At 40.2% G+C, this 21,021-nt stretch carries 34 protein-coding genes, 1 tRNA gene and 1 riboswitch; of the genes, 6 read left to right on the top strand and 29 right to left on the bottom strand.

Annotated features, from left to right (window positions below):
* Nucleotides 1–162 precede the first annotated feature (162 nt).
* From QSJ81_RS16390 to selD, 4 genes are read right to left on the bottom strand one after another with little or no spacing between them, the layout of a single operon-like run.
* On the bottom strand, nt 163–399 hold the full coding sequence (locus tag QSJ81_RS16390) for a putative Se/S carrier protein (protein ID WP_285718431.1): 237 nt from the start codon (nt 397–399) through the stop codon (nt 163–165).
* Nucleotides 396–1,538, bottom strand: a complete 1,143-nt coding sequence (locus QSJ81_RS16385; RefSeq protein ID WP_285718430.1) for an aminotransferase class V-fold PLP-dependent enzyme — start codon at nt 1,536–1,538, stop codon at nt 396–398. Before QSJ81_RS16385 ends, QSJ81_RS16390 begins: the two co-directional genes overlap by 4 nt.
* Nucleotides 1,539–1,576: 38 nt before the next feature.
* Nucleotides 1,577–2,188, bottom strand: coding sequence for a sulfurtransferase-like selenium metabolism protein YedF (yedF, locus tag QSJ81_RS16380; protein ID WP_285718429.1), 612 nt, complete (start codon nt 2,186–2,188; stop codon nt 1,577–1,579).
* A gap of 12 nt (nt 2,189–2,200) precedes the next feature.
* Nucleotides 2,201–3,223: a selenide, water dikinase SelD gene (gene selD, locus QSJ81_RS16375; RefSeq protein ID WP_285718428.1), complete on the bottom strand. Its 1,023-nt coding sequence runs from the start codon at nt 3,221–3,223 to the stop codon at nt 2,201–2,203.
* 285 nt (nt 3,224–3,508) lie between these two features.
* Between selD and mnmH the strand changes: the two genes are divergently transcribed.
* Together mnmH and QSJ81_RS16365 are read left to right on the top strand one after the other, a co-directional pair.
* Entirely contained in the window at nt 3,509–4,546 is a 1,038-nt protein-coding gene (gene mnmH, locus QSJ81_RS16370; protein ID WP_285718427.1) for a tRNA 2-selenouridine(34) synthase MnmH, read from the top strand.
* Nucleotides 4,547–4,717: 171 nt separating this feature from the next.
* On the top strand, nt 4,718–4,882 hold the full coding sequence (locus tag QSJ81_RS16365; protein ID WP_285718426.1) for a Y-family DNA polymerase: 165 nt from the start codon (nt 4,718–4,720) through the stop codon (nt 4,880–4,882).
* A gap of 587 nt (nt 4,883–5,469) precedes the next feature.
* Here QSJ81_RS16365 and QSJ81_RS16360 read toward each other — a convergent pair.
* From QSJ81_RS16360 to QSJ81_RS16310, 10 genes are all read right to left on the bottom strand, one after another.
* Nucleotides 5,470–5,546 (bottom strand) — tRNA-Val (locus tag QSJ81_RS16360).
* Nucleotides 5,547–5,694: 148 nt separating this feature from the next.
* Nucleotides 5,695–6,234, bottom strand: a complete 540-nt coding sequence (locus QSJ81_RS16355; RefSeq protein ID WP_285718425.1) for a hypothetical protein — start codon at nt 6,232–6,234, stop codon at nt 5,695–5,697.
* Between the two features lie 173 nt (nt 6,235–6,407).
* Complete coding sequence (locus tag QSJ81_RS16350) at nt 6,408–6,857, bottom strand: DMT family transporter (RefSeq protein ID WP_285718424.1); 450 nt, start codon at nt 6,855–6,857, stop codon at nt 6,408–6,410.
* Between the two features lie 139 nt (nt 6,858–6,996).
* Nucleotides 6,997–7,587 carry a 3D domain-containing protein gene (locus QSJ81_RS16345; RefSeq protein WP_285718423.1) on the bottom strand — a complete coding sequence of 197 codons (591 nt, stop codon included), beginning with the start codon at nt 7,585–7,587 and terminating at the stop codon, nt 6,997–6,999.
* 51 nt (nt 7,588–7,638) lie between these two features.
* A riboswitch (cyclic di-AMP (ydaO/yuaA leader) is annotated at nt 7,639–7,782 on the bottom strand.
* Nucleotides 7,783–7,820: 38 nt separating this feature from the next.
* On the bottom strand, nt 7,821–8,159 hold the full coding sequence (locus QSJ81_RS25805; RefSeq protein WP_502929663.1) for a L,D-transpeptidase family protein: 339 nt from the start codon (nt 8,157–8,159) through the stop codon (nt 7,821–7,823).
* A gap of 207 nt (nt 8,160–8,366) precedes the next feature.
* Nucleotides 8,367–8,771, bottom strand: a complete 405-nt coding sequence (locus QSJ81_RS16330) for a type II toxin-antitoxin system HicB family antitoxin (RefSeq protein WP_285718422.1) — start codon at nt 8,769–8,771, stop codon at nt 8,367–8,369.
* Nucleotides 8,772–8,796: 25 nt separating this feature from the next.
* Nucleotides 8,797–8,985 carry a type II toxin-antitoxin system HicA family toxin gene (locus QSJ81_RS16325; RefSeq protein ID WP_285718421.1) on the bottom strand — a complete coding sequence of 63 codons (189 nt, stop codon included), beginning with the start codon at nt 8,983–8,985 and terminating at the stop codon, nt 8,797–8,799.
* Between the two features lie 98 nt (nt 8,986–9,083).
* The gene (locus QSJ81_RS16320; RefSeq protein ID WP_285718420.1) at nt 9,084–9,248 is read right to left on the bottom strand and encodes a hypothetical protein; all 165 of its coding nucleotides are present in this window, start codon (nt 9,246–9,248) and stop codon (nt 9,084–9,086) included.
* A gap of 32 nt (nt 9,249–9,280) precedes the next feature.
* Nucleotides 9,281–9,562 (bottom strand): hypothetical protein, encoded by a 282-nt coding sequence (locus tag QSJ81_RS16315; RefSeq protein ID WP_285718419.1) that lies wholly within the window; start codon nt 9,560–9,562, stop codon nt 9,281–9,283.
* Nucleotides 9,563–9,637: 75 nt separating this feature from the next.
* The gene (locus QSJ81_RS16310) at nt 9,638–9,907 is read right to left on the bottom strand and encodes a hypothetical protein (RefSeq protein ID WP_285718418.1); all 270 of its coding nucleotides are present in this window, start codon (nt 9,905–9,907) and stop codon (nt 9,638–9,640) included.
* Nucleotides 9,908–10,052: 145 nt separating this feature from the next.
* Here QSJ81_RS16310 and QSJ81_RS16305 point away from each other — a divergent pair, with 145 nt between their 5' ends.
* From QSJ81_RS16305 to ku, 3 genes are all read left to right on the top strand, one after another.
* Entirely contained in the window at nt 10,053–10,301 is a 249-nt protein-coding gene (locus QSJ81_RS16305; RefSeq protein ID WP_285718417.1) for a hypothetical protein, read from the top strand.
* Nucleotides 10,302–10,320: 19 nt separating this feature from the next.
* The gene (locus QSJ81_RS16300) at nt 10,321–10,815 is read left to right on the top strand and encodes a hypothetical protein (RefSeq protein WP_285718416.1); all 495 of its coding nucleotides are present in this window, start codon (nt 10,321–10,323) and stop codon (nt 10,813–10,815) included.
* Nucleotides 10,816–10,913: 98 nt separating this feature from the next.
* The gene (gene ku / locus QSJ81_RS16295; RefSeq protein ID WP_502929662.1) at nt 10,914–11,723 is read left to right on the top strand and encodes a non-homologous end joining protein Ku; all 810 of its coding nucleotides are present in this window, start codon (nt 10,914–10,916) and stop codon (nt 11,721–11,723) included.
* Between the two features lie 29 nt (nt 11,724–11,752).
* Here ku and QSJ81_RS16290 read toward each other — a convergent pair whose 3' ends face one another.
* The 3 genes from QSJ81_RS16290 to QSJ81_RS16280 form a co-directional block, all read right to left on the bottom strand.
* Nucleotides 11,753–11,992: a hypothetical protein gene (locus QSJ81_RS16290; protein WP_285718415.1), complete on the bottom strand. Its 240-nt coding sequence runs from the start codon at nt 11,990–11,992 to the stop codon at nt 11,753–11,755.
* Nucleotides 11,993–12,069: 77 nt separating this feature from the next.
* Nucleotides 12,070–12,549, bottom strand: coding sequence for a hypothetical protein (locus QSJ81_RS16285; protein ID WP_285718414.1), 480 nt, complete (start codon nt 12,547–12,549; stop codon nt 12,070–12,072).
* A 111-nt stretch (nt 12,550–12,660) separates the two neighbouring features.
* Nucleotides 12,661–12,939 carry a hypothetical protein gene (locus QSJ81_RS16280; RefSeq protein WP_285718413.1) on the bottom strand — a complete coding sequence of 93 codons (279 nt, stop codon included), beginning with the start codon at nt 12,937–12,939 and terminating at the stop codon, nt 12,661–12,663.
* Nucleotides 12,940–13,202: 263 nt separating this feature from the next.
* On the opposite strand from QSJ81_RS16280, the gene QSJ81_RS16275 reads away from it, so the two are divergent.
* Nucleotides 13,203–13,505 carry a C1 domain-containing protein gene (locus QSJ81_RS16275; RefSeq protein ID WP_285718412.1) on the top strand — a complete coding sequence of 101 codons (303 nt, stop codon included), beginning with the start codon at nt 13,203–13,205 and terminating at the stop codon, nt 13,503–13,505.
* Nucleotides 13,506–13,612: 107 nt separating this feature from the next.
* On the opposite strand, the gene QSJ81_RS16270 is transcribed toward QSJ81_RS16275, so the two are convergent.
* The 12 genes from QSJ81_RS16270 to QSJ81_RS16215 form a co-directional block, all read right to left on the bottom strand.
* Nucleotides 13,613–14,215 (bottom strand): hypothetical protein, encoded by a 603-nt coding sequence (locus QSJ81_RS16270; protein ID WP_285718411.1) that lies wholly within the window; start codon nt 14,213–14,215, stop codon nt 13,613–13,615.
* Nucleotides 14,215–14,568: a hypothetical protein gene (locus QSJ81_RS16265; protein ID WP_285718410.1), complete on the bottom strand. Its 354-nt coding sequence runs from the start codon at nt 14,566–14,568 to the stop codon at nt 14,215–14,217. The genes QSJ81_RS16270 and QSJ81_RS16265 overlap by 1 nt, the downstream gene beginning before the upstream one ends.
* A 2-nt stretch (nt 14,569–14,570) precedes the next feature.
* On the bottom strand, nt 14,571–15,143 hold the full coding sequence (locus QSJ81_RS16260; protein ID WP_285718409.1) for a GH25 family lysozyme: 573 nt from the start codon (nt 15,141–15,143) through the stop codon (nt 14,571–14,573).
* A 58-nt stretch (nt 15,144–15,201) separates the two neighbouring features.
* The gene (locus QSJ81_RS16255) at nt 15,202–15,867 is read right to left on the bottom strand and encodes a hypothetical protein (RefSeq protein ID WP_285718408.1); all 666 of its coding nucleotides are present in this window, start codon (nt 15,865–15,867) and stop codon (nt 15,202–15,204) included.
* The gene (locus QSJ81_RS16250) at nt 15,867–16,115 is read right to left on the bottom strand and encodes a hypothetical protein (protein ID WP_285718407.1); all 249 of its coding nucleotides are present in this window, start codon (nt 16,113–16,115) and stop codon (nt 15,867–15,869) included. The genes QSJ81_RS16255 and QSJ81_RS16250 overlap by 1 nt, the downstream gene beginning before the upstream one ends.
* A gap of 4 nt (nt 16,116–16,119) precedes the next feature.
* Nucleotides 16,120–16,416, bottom strand: a complete 297-nt coding sequence (locus QSJ81_RS16245) for a hypothetical protein (protein WP_285718406.1) — start codon at nt 16,414–16,416, stop codon at nt 16,120–16,122.
* Between the two features lie 110 nt (nt 16,417–16,526).
* Nucleotides 16,527–16,913 (bottom strand): hypothetical protein, encoded by a 387-nt coding sequence (locus QSJ81_RS16240; protein WP_285718405.1) that lies wholly within the window; start codon nt 16,911–16,913, stop codon nt 16,527–16,529.
* 12 nt (nt 16,914–16,925) lie between these two features.
* Nucleotides 16,926–18,389: a gp53-like domain-containing protein gene (locus QSJ81_RS16235; protein WP_285718404.1), complete on the bottom strand. Its 1,464-nt coding sequence runs from the start codon at nt 18,387–18,389 to the stop codon at nt 16,926–16,928.
* A gap of 4 nt (nt 18,390–18,393) precedes the next feature.
* Complete coding sequence (locus QSJ81_RS16230) at nt 18,394–19,035, bottom strand: phage tail protein I (protein WP_285718403.1); 642 nt, start codon at nt 19,033–19,035, stop codon at nt 18,394–18,396.
* Nucleotides 19,032–20,141: a baseplate assembly protein gene (locus tag QSJ81_RS16225; protein WP_285718402.1), complete on the bottom strand. Its 1,110-nt coding sequence runs from the start codon at nt 20,139–20,141 to the stop codon at nt 19,032–19,034. Before QSJ81_RS16225 ends, QSJ81_RS16230 begins: the two co-directional genes overlap by 4 nt.
* Nucleotides 20,131–20,451, bottom strand: a complete 321-nt coding sequence (locus tag QSJ81_RS16220; protein WP_285718401.1) for a hypothetical protein — start codon at nt 20,449–20,451, stop codon at nt 20,131–20,133. The genes QSJ81_RS16225 and QSJ81_RS16220 overlap by 11 nt, the downstream gene beginning before the upstream one ends.
* A complete protein-coding gene (locus QSJ81_RS16215; protein ID WP_285718400.1) occupies nt 20,448–21,020 on the bottom strand; it encodes a phage tail protein in 573 nt (190 codons plus the stop codon). Before QSJ81_RS16215 ends, QSJ81_RS16220 begins: the two co-directional genes overlap by 4 nt.
* Nucleotide 21,021: the final 1 nt, after the last annotated feature.

Raw genomic sequence — 21,021 nt, 5'->3', positions numbered from 1 at the left:
ATGCCTTATTTATTGAAATTATTTTAGATCTGGCCTTGCTGTAGAGCAAACTGCCAATTGGAGATAACTTCATATATATCCAAATCAACCTTTTTAAAATGGCTGTTCTTTTTAGAGCAGCTATCGTAATTTTTACCACCCTTATGGCGACTTTCAACCTACTTAAATAACTAACTCATAAATTCTATCATATCCGAGATAATGTTCACTAAGAAGCTTTTCAAGTGAATCTCTGCACTTTGGATCTTCTCTCCACGCCAGACCACATCCAGCTGCAATAGCTCTTGGTAAAGGAATTATGCGACCGCTAAAACCTTTCTCTTTGGCAGCTTCCTCAAAAGCCATAGCTTCTGTGGTCGTTTTAAAGGTTACTACACATTGCAATTCTTTTGGTCTCATGAGCTTTCTTCCTCCAGTAGCCGCATAGCGCGTATAGCCTCGTCCACCTCGTTATTAGTATTAAAATGTGAAAAACTAAAACGCACCATACCCTGCTCCACGGTTCCAAAGACCCTGTGGACTCCTGGGGCACAGTGGGCTCCAGCCCGAGTTGCAATACCGAAACGTTCAAAAAGTTCATCGGCTATTTCTCCTGAATCAATATCTCTTAGGTTAAGTGCAACAACAGGAGTCCTGACTGCTGCATTAAAATCACCATATAGAGTTACTCCAGGCAAATCTTTGACCCCATCTGCAAACCGATTTGCAAGATCAGTTGCTTCCTTAAAAATTCTTAACTGATCATACCTATTCAAGTAATCGCAAGCTGCCAAAAGGCCAACTAGACCATGAGTATTCAATGTGCCAGCCTCAAGTGCTGCAGGCAAAAACTTGGGCATAACATGGGAAAAACTGTCCACTCCTGTTCCTCCGACCTTAAAGGGATCTGGCTGAACTCCATTAGCTAGACAAAGCATACCGATCCCCTGTGGCCCAAGAAGACTTTTATGTCCAGAGCAGCAAAGTGCTGATATCCCGACCTTTTCCATGTCGATAGGGAGTAAACCGGCCGTCTGGGAAGCATCTAAGATCAATAAAAGACCATGTTGTTTACATACCTTACCTGCCCTTTCAATATCTAAAACATTCCCTGTCACGTTTGAAGCATGAGTTAATACCACGGCCTTCGTTTCTGCACGAACTGCAGCCTCTATGCTTTCTATAGGAATACACCCTTTTTTATCTGCAGGGACCACTGTCAGGTTAACACCACGCTTCTCCATAAGATAAAGAGGGCGCAAGACACTATTGTGTTCAAGAGATGTGGTGATGCAATGGTCCCCAGGCTTAAGAAGACCTTGAATGGCAATATTCAAACTTTCTGTAGCATTTGATGTGAACACCACCCGTGATGGATCTCCCACATGAAATAGGTGTGATATCGTTTCTCTGGTTTTATATACCAGACGACTGGCATCTAGGGCTGCACCATGTGCTCCACGCCCACTGTTTCCAGTGCCCTGCAAAGCACGATAAACAGCTTCGGCTACTTCTGGCGGCTTATGAAAAGAAGTTGCTGCATGATCTAAATAAATCATAATTTGATCCTCTCATTAAACAGTGTCATTATTTTTTCTCATGGCTTTACAATCTTTGTAGCCTGCATTTGCTTTTCCACTATAACATACATATTTGTGACGGAGCCTACCCCTAATTTTTCACTCAAACCATAATGATTTAGGCAAGTTCCACAAGTTAAAATCTCCACGCCTTGCGATTCTAAAAGTTTCAAATCAACTAGAGAATCTGCTCCCTCTACAGATAGCTTTGCTCCATTATTATATAGCAGAATTGTTTCAGGCAGCTGATCCTGTTCGGTCAAAGCATAAATGAAGCCCTTCATGAGTGTGCGGCCTAATTTTTCATCGCCTTCGCCCATTTTATCTGAAGAAAATACTACAACAGTTTTATCCATTCTGCTATCTGGAATACAAACAGTTTTTTCTACTTTTTCATTATTAGAAGTTCCAGTCACTGTTAAAGTCACAAGGTAGTGATTCTCATCAATTTTTTCTGAAGATACTTCAAAATGTTTCTGTGCAGCCATTTTGCTCAAATTCTGTACAGCAATAAAATTATCTACAGCTACCTCTACAGTATCCCCCTCATGAAGGGTTGCCAATACTTTCTTAGTTTCTACAACAGGTATTGGACAAGCTTTTCCTCTAGCATCTAATGTTTGCTTCATTTTCATTCTCCCTTATCTTACAATAATTCTCTTATCATCTTTTTTTGTAACCGTTCCAACCAACCCACAAGGCAATCCCAAGGATTTGATTTCATGTAAAACAAGTTCTGCATCTTCAAGAGGTAAGCTGATTAGAAGCCCACCTGATGTCTGCGGGTCAAAAAGGATCTCTTCCATGGCGAAAGGAACCTTTCTGAAGTCTACTCGATCTCCCACGTGATTGCGATTTCGTTGTGCAGCTGCGGTGAGAAAAAACTCATTTGCATAATGAACTGCCTCTGGTATATAGGGTATTTGCAGGCTATCAATCTCAGCCCCAAAACCATCTCCTAACATCTCCTGAAGATGACCTAGAAAACTAAAACCCGTCACATCTGTGCAAGCATGTACACGGTACTTTCCGATAATTTCCGCTGCATATTTATTAAGGGTCGTCATAGAACGGATGGCCAGATCCATGGCTTCCTTAGAACTCTCGCCTACTCGCTGGGCAGTACAAACAATACCTACGCCCAGAGGTTTTGTTAAAAGCAGGTAATCTCCCTCTTGGCAGGCATTGTTCTTGTAAATCTTATCTGGATGGATGGTACCCATTACAGAAAGACCATACTTCACATCACTATCAGCAATGGAATGTCCACCTACCAGGATGCCTCCTGCCTCTTGTACTTTTTCATTGCCTCCCCGCATGATTTCTCCCAAAATATTTAGATCCATCTTCTCAGGGAAGCACACAATATTAAGTGCCGTCTTGACCTGTCCTCCCATTGCATATATATCTGAAAGAGCGTTAGTCGCTGCGATCTGTCCAAAAGTATAAGGGTCGTCCACCATAGGCGGGAAAAAATCCAGTGTCTGAACAACTGCTACATCATCTGTCAACTGATATACAGCCGCATCATCAGAACTATCAAAGCCTACCAGCAAATTTGGATCTGCACCCTTAGGCAACTTCTGAAGAACGGAAGACAACATTCCCGGCCCTAGTTTAGCGGTGCAACCTCCGCCTTTACAAAAAACAATCTCCTCATGCATACTTCACTCGTCCTTTCCTATTCTTGCGCATCAACAGCGACGGTAAACAATCTTCACTGCCATTCGCCTTATGTATTAAACTATAGTTTACTTATATTCCAATTTTACCACACAAATACACGAAACCCTCCCTAATTTTGCGAATTTGTATATTTTTGCAATACCCCTTAAGGAAAAAATGCCCAAACCAACCGAAGTGAATGTTTTTTCTGCTATAATATCAATGTTAACGAATGTATTTTTAGCAAATGAAACAAAAAGAGCGGTTAAAGGGATGAATAAAAATTGTACAAAGTAATTTCTATCCAAGATTCATTACAATTGCCTAATCGATTGTTTATTGATGTCCGTACACCAAAGGAATTTGCGGAAGGGCATTTACCTGGAGCATTGAATATTCCTATATTCTCTAATGATGAACGAGCCTCAGTTGGTACATTGTATAAACAAGTTAGTGTTGATGCTGCTAAACAACTAGGGTTAGAAATTGTATCACCTAAATTGCCCGATATAATAAAAACCATCACAGCTTATGCAAAAAATCATCAAATTGTTATATATTGCTGGCGTGGCGGAATGCGTTCTAAGTCCATTGCCAACATTTTGGACATGCTAAATGTTTCAGTATGTCAATTGGCTGGAGGCTATAAATCATATCGCCGTTATGTTCTGGATCACTTGGAATCATTTGATCTAAAGCCTCAGGTTTTGGTACTGCATGGTGCCACTGGAGTTGGAAAAACAACAATGCTCAATAAATTGTCATCACAAGGAATCCCAACAATTAATTTAGAGGAACTTGCCAATCACCGCGGTTCTGTCTTTGGACAAATTGGCCTCGGCAATAGCACACCAATGCCTATGTTTGAAACTGCAATTTTAAATCTTTTAGAAGAATTCAACAATGAACCTTACTTCATTGTTGAATGCGAAAGCAATCGAATCGGCAATGTCTATATACCTAAAGTTTTATATCAACGTATGCAGTCAGGCAAAAAAATACTTGTTCACGCTAGTATTCCAACAAGGGTGCAGCGATTAATTGCCGAGTATAGTACCAATGATTCTATTGATAAAGCAAAAATACAGCAGGGCATTCAGGCTATTTCGAAAAATTTAGGTAAGAAAAAAACGGCATTCTTACTGGAATGCCTCACAAATAACCATATTGAAGAATTAGTTACCACTTTGCTCACGGATTACTATGATCTTTTGTATGGATTTGAAAGTCCAAAGAACGTTGCCTATGATGCAATTATCAATGCTGAGAACCTAGATCAGGCAACAGCAGAATTTGTGGCTATGGTGCAAAACTTAAAGTAATAATAAAATTTTTATTCAAGATACTCATCCTCTCCTTCTTTCAGAATATAAAATATAGGTATCTTTGGTTGTTATCATTTTGAATGTAGGTTTCGTTTTCATTGCGATTTTTATGGGCTAGTTCCTTAGTAAGATCTAGAGACCTAGACAATTTCTACGCAAGTAGAATGCATGGACCGGCCAGAAATCCAAGACAAACCAGTCGTTGCATGTGGTGATATTAAAGCACGACACGGCAGTGTACTTGCAAAAAACTATCCAGCTAAAGCACTCGGAGTTAAGACAGGTGATGCCATTTGGGAAGCGAAGCAGAAATGCAAGTTCCTTATCAGATAACTAGTGTCGCCTAACTAAGTAACTGGAGATAATACATGCAGGAGGCGATAATATGAATCAAAATAGGAGCAGCAACGAAAATAAAAATGTAGAATCTAACGAAAAAGTTAATGAAAGCAGTAATGTTGAACAACTTTGAATATAAATACAATAAGTATAATGTAAATTCTGGATACAATAGCAAAAAGCCCCGCCCTACCAATTGAGGTAAGACGGGGCTTTTTCAATTATTTTTTAGATGTGTCTATGTACTTAGCCCCGCATTTGGAGCACTCATGTACTTTTTGTTCAGTAACAACCATGTTTACTTGACAGTATTTACACTTCAGAATAAACACCTCCCAATTCAACGTGCTTATGCTCAATATCTAGTAGTAATGCCCACTTGATAGCCATTTATACTCCTTATGCGCTCTGCCTTAATTAAAACGTCAGCCTTAGCCCAATCTTGGCCTTCTTATCATAAGCCTGTCCACATACAGTAAACATTCATTAAAAATGTCCATTTAAAAATGTGATAAGGTACAACATAAGATACAACTTTACATAAGAAAAGCCCTCGCATACCTGCGAAGGCTTGAATTTACTGGTGGGGTTAGGCGGACTCGAACCGCAGACCTCTTCGATGTCAACGAAGCGCTCTAACCAACTGAGCTATAACCCCTTATTATGTTATTCCACTACCAATGTCTTTTGAGACTTAGATGGTGGAGCACTCTTTATATTATAGAGTATTGATCGAATCTTTGCAAGTATATTTATAAATTTTATGTAATGCTATTATGAATAAAGGGGTGTTTTACCATCCCTTATTAAAATTCGTCGTCATACTCGTCTTCATCTTCTTCTTCGTATTCTTCAACGATTTCTTGGAGACGTCTTAAATTATCTATAAGATCTTCATTTGCCGTTTCTCTAAGTTCTTGAAGGGTTGCAATTAAGCCTTCATAGCTTGATTCCAACGGTAAAACCATTGTTTTTGTAATATCAATGTCTATATCTTCTAAAATCATGATTTCCATGATCTCTTCCATTTTCTCTTTGCCTAATTTCTTAACACTTTCTAAGGTACTTTTGATTAGCTCTCCTGTTTCCTCTGTAATTTCCTTGACGCTTAGAATATAGTCTTCTTCAGTACGTTCAATCGTGTAATATAAATTTCCCCGCTCGTTTATCCCGTCGAAAGTAAAAGGCTCGCCTATTTTAATGGCTTCTAATATCCGCTCTTCAATTTCTAGATAGATATCATCAAGCCCTTCATGACTTGTTTTTTCTTCGCCAAAGGTTAATGAATAACTTTTTCCCGGCCGATTCAATAAACCTTCTCTATTATCATTGTCAAAAACTTTCACTTAGCATTCCTCCGATTACCATTTTAAAAATAACTACTGATATTTCGACTATTGTTTCTGTAATTCCTCTTTGTATCATTAGAAATTTGAAAGTACCCTGACAGACAGAAAAGCCTTATGCTTCTAACATGAGGCTAATGAGATCATTCTTTCTTAAAAATGTAGTGTATTATTTAACTTAATAGTAGTTTGCCACCAATGGCCAATAAGATAAGACCAACTATTTGATTCCAACCATAGGCCATTTGTGTCAAGCCAAATGCGCCAAAATGGTCGATGACAATGGCGGTTAATACCTGTCCAATAATAATTGCTGTTGTAGCATTGGCAACCCCTACCTGTGGTATACTAGCAGCCACCAAATAAATAATACCTACACCAACCACTCCACCTAAGTAAACATACCAAGGTGCTTCACTTAAAAGAGATAAATTGCCTTTTCCCATATGGAAAGCAAAAAGTAGTATTAGTAGCAAGATCGTCCCTGTAATATGTACAATAAATGTTGTCTCTAAGAGGCCAACGACTTTACTTAGCCCAGTATTGAGTGATCCTTGTACTGCCATAAGAATACCCGAGATAAATGCCAATGATAATGCAAGTAAGTTCCCTGATATATCCAAATCTTACACTCCTCAATGAGAAACCGTATTTTCTCTATTCTTTATAAAGGTAGTATCCTATTTGATATATCTTTCTATACAAGCTATCTGATATAATAATAAAAATTTTACGCAAAAAAAAGGAGCAGGCAACCGCCTGCTAATCTATGATGTATACTGTTACCCGTTGTCTACCAAACTGCATGGCTTCCCCATGACTATCAAATGCTAAATCGATCTTATCTCCTCTTATGGCGCCGCCAATATCATCTGCTATTGCGTAGCCATAACCGGGTATAAATAACCTGGTTCCAAGGGGAATGACCCCTGGATCAACTGCTACAATTCCTTTACGAACTAAATTACCGCCATATGTATGATTAGAGTTTCCATCATCATAAGCACTATAGCCGGATGCACTCATAGTAAGTGATCTGCCAAATCTGCTTGGGTTACCTTCAGCGCTACCAGGACGCCCTAAATACATTAAGGTCTCCTTACCAACAACTCCGTCTGCTACTAATCCATTGCTAATTTGAAAATCTCTTATTGCCTTTAGTGTTGCGTTACCAAAAACACCATCAATCTCACCGACGTAGAAACCTTTTTCTAAAAGTGATTTTTGCACCATTTGTACATCTTCACCGCGCATACCTAGCTTAATAAGCTTGTCCCCTGGTGCGGCAAAAGCGACAACGCTACTCAGCAGCATACAAAAAATCAATGCTGCTAATACATGGAATTTTTTCAATTTGTCCACCTCTCTTTTAAACGACCCTGAGATAGTTAATTCATAACTATTTGCTCAGAATTCGTCAGCCTCCGGGGTTAGCTGTCGGGATAGGGAAAAGAGAGAATTGAGAACGCGCCCCTCCGCATTTGCGGATTATCCCCTGTATATTTATTGGTTCCCCCGTACCTGTTATGGATTCGGCATTGTAGAGATTATACTATATTTTTGGCAATTAGTCAAAAAACAAGGTTTTAAATGCCTAATATCTCTGCCATTTGCTTCGTTACTATACCCGTAACTTCCATATTATGTTCTGTTTGATAGGTTTCAATGGCCTGTTTCGTAATGCTTCCAAAGATTCCATCTGCCCGTCCGTTAAAGTAACCGATCTCTTTTAATTTCATTTGCAGTAAAGCAACATCAGAACCGGACATCTGAAATTTCAAAGTGCGCTCCACCTTTATTTTACGCCCCTCAATACGCACAGGGGTATTAATTGGGACCCACTCAAATAATTCTTCCACATCCTTATTCCGCATACGAATACAGCCATGACTCGCAAATTGCCCGATTGACCAAGGCTTGTTCATAGCATAGGTAAATAAACATGACAAATATAACTATGTAAATAAAGGAACACCCCAAGCAATTAACCATCTATTACTCACCTAAAAACCGTCCTATTTGGACGGTTCTAGTCGCGTTAATACATCAGATTTTAAATACAATGTGTCATTTGGCATTTCCCTAAATTAGCGGCTACTTTATACAATCTTCATTAATTATCTTCATATCCTTTACTGTCGGCTATCAGAATTTAACCCTAAATGTTCCTTTAAGGCTGTTTGTAATACCCCTGAAAAGTTAACATGATTTTCTTCTGCTAATTCATTTAGCCATGATGGAATGGTTAATGTCTTCTTAACAGCTTTTGTATCATTCTTTTTCTTATAAGATAACAAGTCAAATTCAATGATTGCCACAAATTCATTTTCTTCTAATTTGATATCTTTGGGGTTTGTTTTTGCAGGATATTTAGACTCTGAAATACCCTCTAAGTATAAACCTAATGCATTAAAAGCCATTTCATAAGCTTCTTCTAAAGTATCCCCCTCTGTATTGCATCCTTCTAAATCTGGGAAAAACACTGAATAACCCACATCTTCTTGATGAAAAACCGCAGGATAAAAATGTTTTGCCATATATAACCCTCCTAAGATGCAGGGTCTATTTTAACCCTGCATCTTTTAATATTTTTTGCTCTGTACCTTTTTTTAGTTCTTTATTGTGATAAGGAACAATTGTTGTTTTATTAGTTTGCTTGTTAAAATATTTTCTATGAGAGCCATTACTTCCTATTAAGTCAAAACCATTCTTTTCAAGCAATTTAACCATTTCCCTCGGCGTCATTGGCATTTTCTGAATCCCCCTATTCCCTTACCACATTTATATTATAACACGTATAATACGTATCGTCAATAAAGTATTGTATTATTTTACAAAGAAAAACCGCCTTAGTTGACGGCTAAAATTTTATCTGCTAAATTCTCTTTTTCTAAAACCCATTCATCGTATGCCTCTCTTCCTGGTCCTACTGGTCGACAACATGAAGGACGTAACGGGCAGTTATGGCAATTATCTTTATAATTAGCTTTACATATTTTAACGGAGTTGGTCATTTTCAACACTCCCTTAAAATTAGAACAGGCGGTTAAGCCTGTTCCTCTGTGCCTGTGCTTTGATTTTTTGAATACCGTTCATAGCCTTTTCTTGTAAATTCAGCCCTTAATTGTTTTGCATTATTAATTCCTAATCTCTCCATTAAATCAACAATTACAACAGTCTGGCTTCCCATTGATTTCATGGAATTTATATTCTCGGTTCCCTCCTGTAACTTTGCTATATCAGCGTTTGCAGCTGCATGATAATATCCATGTGCTACAGCGTATTCCTCTAAGATTTCAGTAATAATTTCTAATTCTGTCTTTGTCATATTTCTCAATTCCTCCTCATTGCGGGCTTGTGACCCCGCTTGCCGCATTACCAGCCCAAAGGCTGTCACTCTGATCTAATCGAGTAAACATCTCATTTTTATATCATTGGCGGCTTGTAGCTTTTCAAATGCCAAATCAGTAATACGGTAAGTTCCTTCGCCAGTTTGCCGGATGCCGCGCCCTTTGAGTTGTTGTTTAGTCCTTACATACCATCCACCATAATGGCCTCTCATAGCTGATATTTCAATAGGAACTGTTTTGATTAATGCTAGATTACCACGTTTTCTAATTTCTATAGTTGTTGGCTCCTTTTCGCCCATTTCCGGTGTATAGCATTTTAACATGATTAGCGCCTCCGTGTTCTTATTATCATCTTTAATTAAATTATAATCTAAGTTAATTATAAAGTCAATAATGTTTTAATCATCTTTAATAAAATTATTTACAAAGTTAATTAAATTTGTTATTCTATTCACAGGAGGGATGTTTATGCCTAAAATGGATTCAGTTCCCGAAGAAGAAGCGCGAGAGATTGAATTTGAAATAAAGAAATACATAGCTGGTGCAGGGTCAAATGTATCTGATACGATTCGTCAATTAAATGAAAAATACGGTACTGTAGATACACCACAGACCGTAACAAGGCAGCTAAAGCAAGGTAATATTCCATTCTGGAAGGTACTCCGTATTGCAAATGTGCTTGGTTATGAAATCGAGTGGCGTAAAAAGGAAAAGTAATTATCATATGGGGGCATTTATGTACGAATTAGCTATTTTTATTGATGGTTTAAGCTTTTGGCAAATAATCCTTATTTTGCTTACTGCTCTCGAACTCCTTTACTCCCTATGCTATAACAGAAAAAGCTTGATTTTTGTTGTTACAAGAAAATATTCAATAGAGAATAAACCTAACTTTATCGGTACGTATCCTACAATCTTAGCGATTCCATTTATCTTATTTACGGGTCGAGAACGTTTTTTTATTAATCAACTCAAAAAACTTTTAAAAGGTCTTAAAAAAGATACAATTTACACCACTGAAACACACGATACAATCATAAGACAAATGCAACACCAAGAACGACTAGGGAAAATTGATATCCTAGAATACGCAGAAGTAAAGAAAAACAATAAAAAGAAGAAGAGTTTTCTCTTCCTTGTAAAAATACAATTACTGAACTTTAGTAACTTACTTGAGAAAAAGCAGGAATATAGAATATCATTTCGCAAAAAAGAGTCGTCCACCAATTAGGTAGGCGACTCTTCTATTATTTACCCCATGATTATACCCACCTTCTATGATATAATAATCATTATTATGTAAACTAATTTATAGAAAGGAGTGGGATTATGAAATCAATGTGGAAAGGTATGCTTTCGTTTGGACTCGTTAATGTACCAGTAACTTTGTATAAGGCTACCCGCTCCAAGGCTATTAGTTTTAATCAGCTACGAAAAAGTGACTTTAGCAGAATACAATACAAAAAAGTTGCTGGCGATGGCGCGGAAGTACCAATGAGTGAGATCGTTAAAGGTTACGAGGTATCCCCTGACCGTTACGTTATTATTTCAGAAAGTGATTTAGAGGCCATATCCCCTAAAGCTAGTCGCATAATCGAAATATCTGATTTTGTAAAACTTACTGAAATCGACAATCGGTATTATGACAGCTCATATTACCTGGTACCCGATCAAGGAGCTGGGAAAGCTTATGCCCTACTGCTGAAGGGAATGACTGAAGCCAATGTAGTAGGTATTGCTAAATTCGTACTCCGTAATAAGGAATATTTAGCAGCAATACGACCAACTGACCAAATTATCACACTATCAACAATGCGTTTTGCGGATGAAATTGTCCCTGCAAAGGAACTCGATTCTTACCTTCCTACGGATGTACAACTATCCGATAAAGAATTAGGTATGGCTAGGACGCTAATTGATACCTTAATAACAGAATTCGATCCGACTAAATATGAGAATGAGTACCAAAAACAGGTTATCAAAATGATTGAAGATAAGGCTGGTAATGAAGAATTTATCAAGTCTGCCGATCCTACACCTAGATACCTAGACTTAATGTCGGCACTACAAGCTAGTATGGATGCTGTAAAAGCTGAAAATAAGAAAAAAGCACCTAGAAAATCTAAAAAGCCAGCATAAAAAAACTCCCTAACTTATAGGGAGTTTTCCTATTTCCGTTCCATGAACCATTTCCCTTGATCACAAAACAAATAAACCTGCTTATTACATATCCTGCAAGTATACCGCGTTCCCATACCACCAGCTTTTAATGATGCTGCTTGGCGAACATCTAGGAGCCGATCAACTTCAAATACCCGCCCATCTTCCCATTTTATTGATAATGGGCGAATATTCCCTTGTAAATCATGCCTTGCTGTTACTTCTACGAAAACTTTGTAATTGTTCATATTACACCTCTTAAATGCATTTTAGAACATTTGTTCGATTGTGTAAATATGAAATTTATGGCGAAAGCTATACTTGATTACTCATGAATTTTAACAAACTGTTGATTTTCACTCATTTTACTTTTAGATTCTTCTATCCATTTTCTTACGCCCATGCATATATTATTACAAAATTCATCTACTCTTATCGCTATCTCACAACCGGATTCTTTTATTTTGAACGAATAAGAAAAGTTAGCATTGGGACTGCAGAATTTATATTTAGCCAAAATTTGCCTTGCTTTATGACTTGATAAATCTTCGCTAAATTCATGCAACAGCGCGCATCTAATAGCATAACAATCACCACCGGAAATACTTGCCGACCCAATGCTTTCCTGTATCATATAACAACGCTTAACATATGTATCGAACCATAATTTATATCTTTCACTAGAACTTTTTTTAGGATTGTCATTTTTCCCGCAAATGTCCGGCAAAATTAGCGCTACAGCTAATGCTGCATACCAATTTTTACTGTCTAGAGATTTTTCTATTGAAGCAATCAATTCTTCCAAAAATAACACCTACTTATTATATTATTTGGATACTTAATGGCATCCAACATTTTAAAAATACTTTTAACGAAACAAAAAGCCGCCCACCATTTTTAGGTAGACGTCTTTTGCTTACAATGATTTCTTAGCAATATTTACAACCTTAAGCGCGCCGTCTTCTTGAACAAGGTTGTCCTTTATAAATTCCGCACTAACAGAAAAAGAGGCTTGAATTTCCATATACCCGTTGACAATAGTACCATAAGAAAATATACAACTTTCCTTACTTGAATAACCAATCACTTCAATATCTTTGTCTTTTAGCGATTGCTTTAACCATTCACGAATATCCTGACTATCAACATGAATTTTAGTATCGTGTTGAATTGAAATATTAAAAGCTTCGACCATAAAAAACACCATCCTTAATCTATAATTATTATATAATAAATACGCTGTTATTACAGATTTTCCCTCTATTAAATAAGAATTTTACCAATTCATCATGAAAAAACAAAAAAATCCTCCCACTCAATTAGAGTAAGGAGGATATAACAATATGTAAACATACCCTTACCGTTACTTATTGTATTTTTTGTTCTTTGCAGGAATATGATGGTATTTACGGTAATTATACATTATCAATCCCCTGTCTTATGAAAGGAGAAATAACAATGGAATTACTTGGCTATGCTGCTGGTGCGTTTTTTGGCTTGGTCACGCTTGGAGTCATTCTTTACATTACAACCAAGTTGCTTGGAGGAATTAAGTGGGCATTAATTGCAACTGGTCTACTTGCTCTCATGGCACTTTATAGACAATTCCCTATATTAACTATCATCCTCGGACTCATTGCAGTTATAATTTCAATTGCTTATAAATTCACCACTCTCTGTTCTCATTGTAATAAGGTAATAAAAGATAAAAACAATAGCATTTGCCCCCATTGTAATACGCAGTGGGGCACGGATCAATGAAATAGCTAATACTTTAATTAAAAAAGCGCCATCCTACCAATTAAGGTAAGACGGCGCTTTTGTGTGGATAACTATCACTACATTTCTATTGTCCTCCCTGGGAACTTTTAAAACTTAAATCCCGCCCCAACGTAAGCAGCCGATTGACTGCCGGCAAGTTGGTAAGCACCTACTTTACTCATACTACCTGTGTATCCTGCTCCAGGTTCAATCTTACCCTTAGTAAACATTGCACCAACTGTCATTACGTTATGGCGTGTGAGATCAATAGTAGGAATCTCGGCTTGTATTTTTATTGTACTTGTCTGTTTTAAATCTAACATACCCTTATCAAAAATATATTGTTCATCGTCTGTTTTTGTGAATTTACCAACTTTCCCATTCACTTGATAAACAAAATCAGGTTTGCCAATATTGAACTTCCCATCTAATTTCGTTGCTACTGCACCAGGTGTATCTTTGTTAACTGGTGTAACTAGTTCCGTATTGCTTGCAGGAGCAGGTAAATATACTGTTTCGCCTTTAACATACTGCAATTCAGTTTCCTTCACTGTCTGCCCAGTGATGTATATTGGCTGTTTCTCGACTGTATTTGATACGCTGTTAGTCGTTGTAAGAGCAGGGGCTAGATACTTAACCCCTGCAAACAAACCCGCTAAAAATGCGATTATGACAGCCACGGAAACAATTATATATTTTTTATCGATCATTAGAAACCCACCTTTCCAAGTAAGTGAACTAATACGATTGCAGCTACAACAATTATTTCAGTACGGTACTTATCGTAAAAACTAACGGCCTCGGTTTCAGCCTTTTGAAGTTCTTCTTTAACTGTTTCTATGGCCTGCGCTTCCAACGTGGCCAATTTTCCTTTTAGTGCGGTAATTTCAGATTCGAATAGTTCAGCACCAATAGTTTCTAAATTCGTAATTACTGTTTTTACTTGATCAATTGCCTCTTTGTTATCACTTTTTACAACTGTTTCTGCTTGAGCTTGCAGGATGATTCCTGTTAATTGCTCCTGAGTCATAGTCGCCAATTGTTCACTAGTGTAATTTTCCATTTTCACATCTCCTTTTTATTTTTTTCGTAGTATTCGTTTCCGTCAAATATTTGACCGTTAATATTGAGACTATCAGTAAACTGCCACATATAGCCCTTAATATCGTCTATATCACCCCATTGTGCATTCCATACAGCACAACCAAGCGACTGCCAATCGATTCTATCTGTAAGCCAAGAATAAGACGCATATACACCGCAATCTAGATCAAGATTATCGATAAAAGCACGACATATTTCTGTAATATCTTCTGGCATTCCGTGGCGCGACTTATAACCGTCAGCATCTTCCATGTCAAAAAATACAGGAAGTTCAAGCAATACTCCGGCATTGTCGATAACTTCTCGGCAGTTTTTAGCTTCTTGAATAGCATCTTCCTGGCATAAAGCATAACTGTAATGGTATGCACCAACCTTCAATCCTACAGCGTGAGCACCGTTAACATTTATAGTAAACATACTATCTTTTGAATTTAAACCGTATGAGCTTCTAATCATTACAAACTCAATACCTGCATCGGCTACCTCTTGCCAATCGACTACACCGTTGTTTTCTGATACGTCAATACCTCTCATTATTAAAATCCTCCTTTATTCGTACTTGCCAACTATCTGTTAGCCATTTCAACAAACCTTACACCTTCTTTCTATTAATTTCATTCCATAGCGTAGTCCATAAGTCACCAATGCCTTTAATACATGTACGGCAAATATGTAATTTCTGCTCTTCTGTCATCGGTATACCTTTTTCTAACTGTTCAACGATTACTAAACCTTCTTCCCATGCAGTAAGAGCCGTTTGACGTGCGCCTTTGTAAATGTCGGCGTAAGGCTGGAAAATTAATTCACCAATTTTATTTTGGTTATGGATAATAAATGCCCCTAATTCATCCTCAAATTTAGTATGGTACGTACTCCAAGGCTTGCCTCTATGGTTGTGAGGATATGTCATAGAATCGATTCTATAGTGAGTCATTTTTGCAAGGCAGTAACGCACCATATCAAACCTGCCCTCTGCATAAAAATCGTGTACATCAGCGCATAAGCCTTTTAGGCGTTCGAGTGCATCACCATCTAACCAATGATAAGTACCGTTTTCTAACTTTTCTAATTTATAGCTGTGTGCATGGTGAATTTCAGCATTAATCGTGATATTGTCATGATCCACCATGTCTGGAAGATCAGCATCAATTGAGATTTGGGATTCCTTGTATCCATCGGCAATAAAAAAAGCCTGAAATTCTTCAGGCATTAATTTTAAGGCGATTCGTGGAGCGAGTTGGTGGAATTGTTTGTCCATTATGAATCCTCCCCAGGCATTTTATTTTTTGCAGAGTTTGCAAAGCTGTCAATTATCCACTTCAGTAGCCCCAACAAGCCAGGGCTACCAATAGCAGCTAATCCCTGCCAGCAACTTGCAAGTTCAAATTTGGAACCATAAAGGCCGTTAGCATAATAGCCAACGGCCCATGATAAAAATACAAAGATTAGCCCTATAAGTGTAATTGATATTGCCACTATAGAAATGTGGTCAGTTAACCATTTCATCCCGTTAACCTCCCTTACGCAGAGCAGCATAAACTGCCACACAAGATACAGCCAGCGGCGCAATCTTCCACGCAAATACCCATACACCAGATTGACTTGCGCGCCATAGCTCTAAAGATGCAAGGCGGTTATTTTGGATAACCTCTATATCATCGTGTTTTTGACATACCTTATCTTTTTCCTCGATCTTAATTTGTAAAGCAACTACGTTTTTGTCAACTTTGTGAATCGCTTCTGTATTTTGGCGTATTAAATCAAATAACTCACTTAAGGCGCTATCGCTTACGGCCTTTTCACCCATACCCCACCCCCAAAATAAAAATAGAGCCCCTCGGCTCCTACTTGCTACGACTGCAATCTTGATTTGTACATTTACCCTCGTTTTCTTTAGCCCCACACACGAAACATCGTTTAGCCATTATTTATCTCACCTCGCTTTGCATTATATTCAGCTTTCAACTTTGCGTAGTCAGCTTTTATACTGGCGATTAAATCAGTACTATCTGCCAGTGTTGCCATACCTAAAGCTTGCGATAATTCTGCAAAGCGTGGCTGATATTCTGCATCGAGAGCAGTTAGGTTTTGTTGTTTTAATTCTTCTTCTGTCGGTGCAGGAGGCATATAAACTACAATTACCTTATTTATAGGATCAACTTTTCGAAGTCCAGGATTATTAAAGCAATCCCGGTGTGCTTGGTCATCTATTTCAATATACGGTTCTGGAATAGATGAATATTCAATGCTATTAGGGTAATACCCTGATATGTTACCAACTTGGTCATAATGTACTTTTACCATCCTATTACCCCCTTATTTCCCAATCGCCATCCAAGAGATATTGTACGGGGTTGTTCCACCCCCATGATATACAATAGTGCTTGCTAACCCAGGAGCTGCCGCAGCACTCGCGTATGCAGAATTAAAATTAATTACCGCTGTTACCGCTGGCACAAACCAATACACACCATTCGGAAAAGCGATTGGGTAAGTTACTGCTCCACCCGATACAATAGCAGCTGTTCCCCATTGCAAAATTAACCCACTCGGTAGTTTTTGATAGCCATTGCCAGTTATGCTGCTGCCGAATTGTGATATAAATGGTAATCGTGCAGTACCGCCAATAGCAATCCAAGCTCCCACACCTACTGCACCTGTTTTCATTAAAATAAGTGAATCGCCGCTATTTAAATTAATTGATGTGACAGTAGAATTATTTACATATATGGTATCTGATCCAGACCGCTGAACTGGTACAGCCACATTTGCCCCAGACCAAAAATAGTAAATAGATCCATCGGGAATAGATGCTGCAGCAGGTAAGGTAATTGTTCCGGTGTACCCAGAAGCCAAGTCAATGAGTTGCCCTGCTTGTGCTGCTGATAGTGTGATTGGGCCAGCGGTATATTGCGCTGTTGCGGCTAACTGTAATCCCGCTTTCTTCACAAATTCAGTAGTCGCCAGTTTTTTACTGTTATCAAGCTGCGATGCTGTTATTCCTAAGACATCTCCTGTTACCATTCCACCAGCTAATGGGAGAAAGTTCTTTATATCGACTACTTTCCAAGTTACCGTTCCATCAACAATCGTGCTACCCACTGCTGGCCATGTCGGTTCAGTAGCTCCACTTGTACCCGCTACCGTACATTCAAACCGTTTATAACTTGCACCTGTAGGTGAGTAACAAATATCACCAGCAACATAGGCGCGTATGGGCTGCCATAGACGCAATAGTCCAGCATGTGCATTAAGGCTACTATTATGTTTTGCTATTGCTTCGCTATGTGCGTTCGGGTCACTATTATGTTGTTGCAAAATACTTACAGTTACTAATCCGCTTGAATTGAGAACTGCTGTAACATTTGATGCATTACTAACTGTAATATGATAATTAAATTCTTCAGACACCGTTATTGCTCCACCTTCTGGTGGAAAATAATCTGGTGCTGAGTCTGTAGTGATGGAATATAATATTTCGCCCAAAGTTGGATCTTGAGCAAAAACCCCAAGTTCACGGACGTTAAAACCATTAGTTAGTCCCGCATTTGTTATAACACCAGTTATGGTCGATACATTACCCTCTGCTGAAACAGCACTTATTGGCACAATCATCTCCGGTGCAACTAAATCATTGAGCCCTTGCAATGTTTGTCCTGTCGGAAGGACACCAGAACCGATCTTCATTTTCGTAAGTGTGAGCAACGTTTGACCCGCATCTACTTTCGCTTGTAATGCCTGTCCTTTGGTTGTAAGGATTCCTCCTGACCAGTTTGGCATATGATCACCTCATCCCTATTTTTTTATGTACATTTATAGCTCCACCCAAATATTGCCGACTAGATATGTCAGGCATGCGGAAAGCAACAGGAAAAATATCTATCTTTTTATGGATGCTTTGGCCTACACCTAAGTAAAGTTTGCTGTTAATAGTTCGTGAGAGTGATACCCCTTCAAGCCAGGAGCGCACATTCTTGACCGAATTGACGGCAACAGCCAGGCGCGGCCACATATCAGCCGTCACCTGGCCTTTTATTTTGATCACTCGGAAATAAAACGGCTTGCCGCCGTACTCAAACCACTCTTGCACCACCGAGTCGCCAAAAATCGCATTTACAACCAATTCCACCGCATAGGGCGTCCCTTTGTGCCGGTGCGCCTCGATTGACGCTTTGACCAGCTGGCGCTTCTGATCGATTGACAGCGTAACATCGTAAAAATCGACGTGCTTTTGCCATGCAAGCAGGTCGACGATATTTTCCGGCAGCTGATCGATGCGCGGCATGATCAAACAATCGTCAATTTGCGCACTGACTTGCTGCAGCTGCGGCGATACGGCGGCGGAAATTCCCTGCACCTGCGGATCACCGGCGATACTCGGCGGCACGACGTCGATCAGCTTGACTGTGTCGAGCGTGTTCATCATTCAGTACCTCCGTATTTGATCGACACCGTCTGCTCTTGCGCTACCTGCGCCAACGTCAGCGCCTGATAGACCGGTGCACTTACCGCCACACGCTCTGCGCCGGCCTGTTTCATAAGAAAGATCAGCTGCGATGGATCAATACTGCGGCCGAGCTTTGAGCGCTGCCATGCAATATAATTTTGCGCAGCCTGCTGGATCGCCGACTGCAGCGTCGACACTATCGTCGCGTCTTTTTGCGCAATCCAATACGTCACATCAATGTTGTAATTGACGCCGGTCGGAGCCGCCACCTGGACATTATCCGTCAGCGGCCGCACCTTCCGATCACTGCAGATCGCTGCTACCGCGTTCAAAAGATCCGGCGTCGGCAGGTTTCCGCCGCTTACCAACGGATAAAGCGACACAACGCCAGGACTCGGCGACGTAACGGCGACGTCGATAATCGTGCTGGACGCCGTTTTCGCCCAATAGCTATATGCACCCTCCGGCCCCGCCACGGAAAATTTTTCCGGAGCTTCATGGATCCGCTCGCGATATGCATCGTCCTCTTCCACATCGACGCCGCCGCTGCTTACCGTTGTATTGGTTACGCTCGCAACATACGGAAGCGGATCGACCAGTGTTGCCACCGTTCCAAGCGCGTAATTGTTTCCTGCCACTCCGCTCGTCATGCACTGCACCGTAATGTCAGCCGTCAGCGCACCAGCCGGCACCAACGTATCAGCCACCGTCGAAAAAAACACATTGTCTCCAACCGTCACACGGATCCCTTTCGGAATCAAATACGGCGAAGTTTGCACGGCGCTTAAAGTAAAACGCTCCGTCATGAGCGCCGGCGAGCTCAGCAGTCGGCTGCAGTCCAGCTCCGCGCCGATATGATCCAAAAAATCCCCCTTGGCGTATGCCAGAAGGTTCATTTTTGCGCTGTAATCGATCGCGGCACGCTGGCCGACGATGATCGGCACTTGCGCCTGCAGCAGCTTCTTGCGCGGATCGGCCGTCGCGAGCGTCGTTCCGGTCTGCGCCTGGTAAGCGGCAAGCATTTCCGCTTCAATCTGCGCCGGATCCTTCGTTGTAAAACTTATATCAGGTAAATTATTGAGCATTTTTGATCCTCACTTTCGCGATCGGCATCATCAAACCGCTTGCGCCATCGCCGGCAAATGTCACGCCCGTCAGTTCTGCTCTCGGCTCATATTGATTGACTGCTGAGATCAGGCGCGCTCCAAGGATCGATTGCACCACATTGATCGGCCGATCAAGTATGCCGCCATCCCAGGCAAAGCTGCGATGCATCGGGCAGGTCTGCATGGCCGACAGGATGATCATCCGGACATTTTGCATGATTTCATCTGTTTCCGTCGGCGCGAAGTTGATCACAAATTGTTCCCTCGTATCAAGCAGTAATTCACTCATATCGCACCTCCGTCCGGATCCGCGATATATTCGGAGAGTGTCAGCGACAGATCTGCGACAATGACATTGCCTTTTCCGTCAAAATGGCTGTGCGCCTCGGAGACTTTCTGCACAACCCATTTGTTTTCGCCCACCGGGGCGTTTCCTAAAACGAAATCGCAGACCGCACCAGCATCGCGCAATTTTCGAAATTTCTTTGCCTCCGTCAGCGGATCCGCGCCGAGTGAGGTCATGAGCATCACATTAAAACTGATCGTCTCCAGCCCCGGCCCTAAAAACTCCAGGATCGGCTTTCGCTGCCCGATAATCTCATGCGTGGCCCATCGGCCATCAGCTGACCGCTGAAACTGCGTGAACGTCATGACGCGATTCTTGTCTTTCGATCCTGCAGCTGTATTACTGGCATTTAATACCGTATTGTACGCATTCGTTAAGCCAACCGCGCCCGCTTTCGATGCAATCATTTCCGTCAAAGCAGAGTTTGTCTGCGTCGCCGACTGGAAATAAACTTCGAACGCAATTTCAATTTTCTCAGTGGGAGTAGCCCCACTGATCACTCCGATCGACATC

The organism is Pelosinus sp. IPA-1, from assembly GCF_030269905.1.
Taxonomy (GTDB): Bacteria; Bacillota; Negativicutes; order DSM-13327; family DSM-13327; genus Pelosinus.
This window is presented reverse-complemented; position numbering and strand designations above follow the sequence as displayed.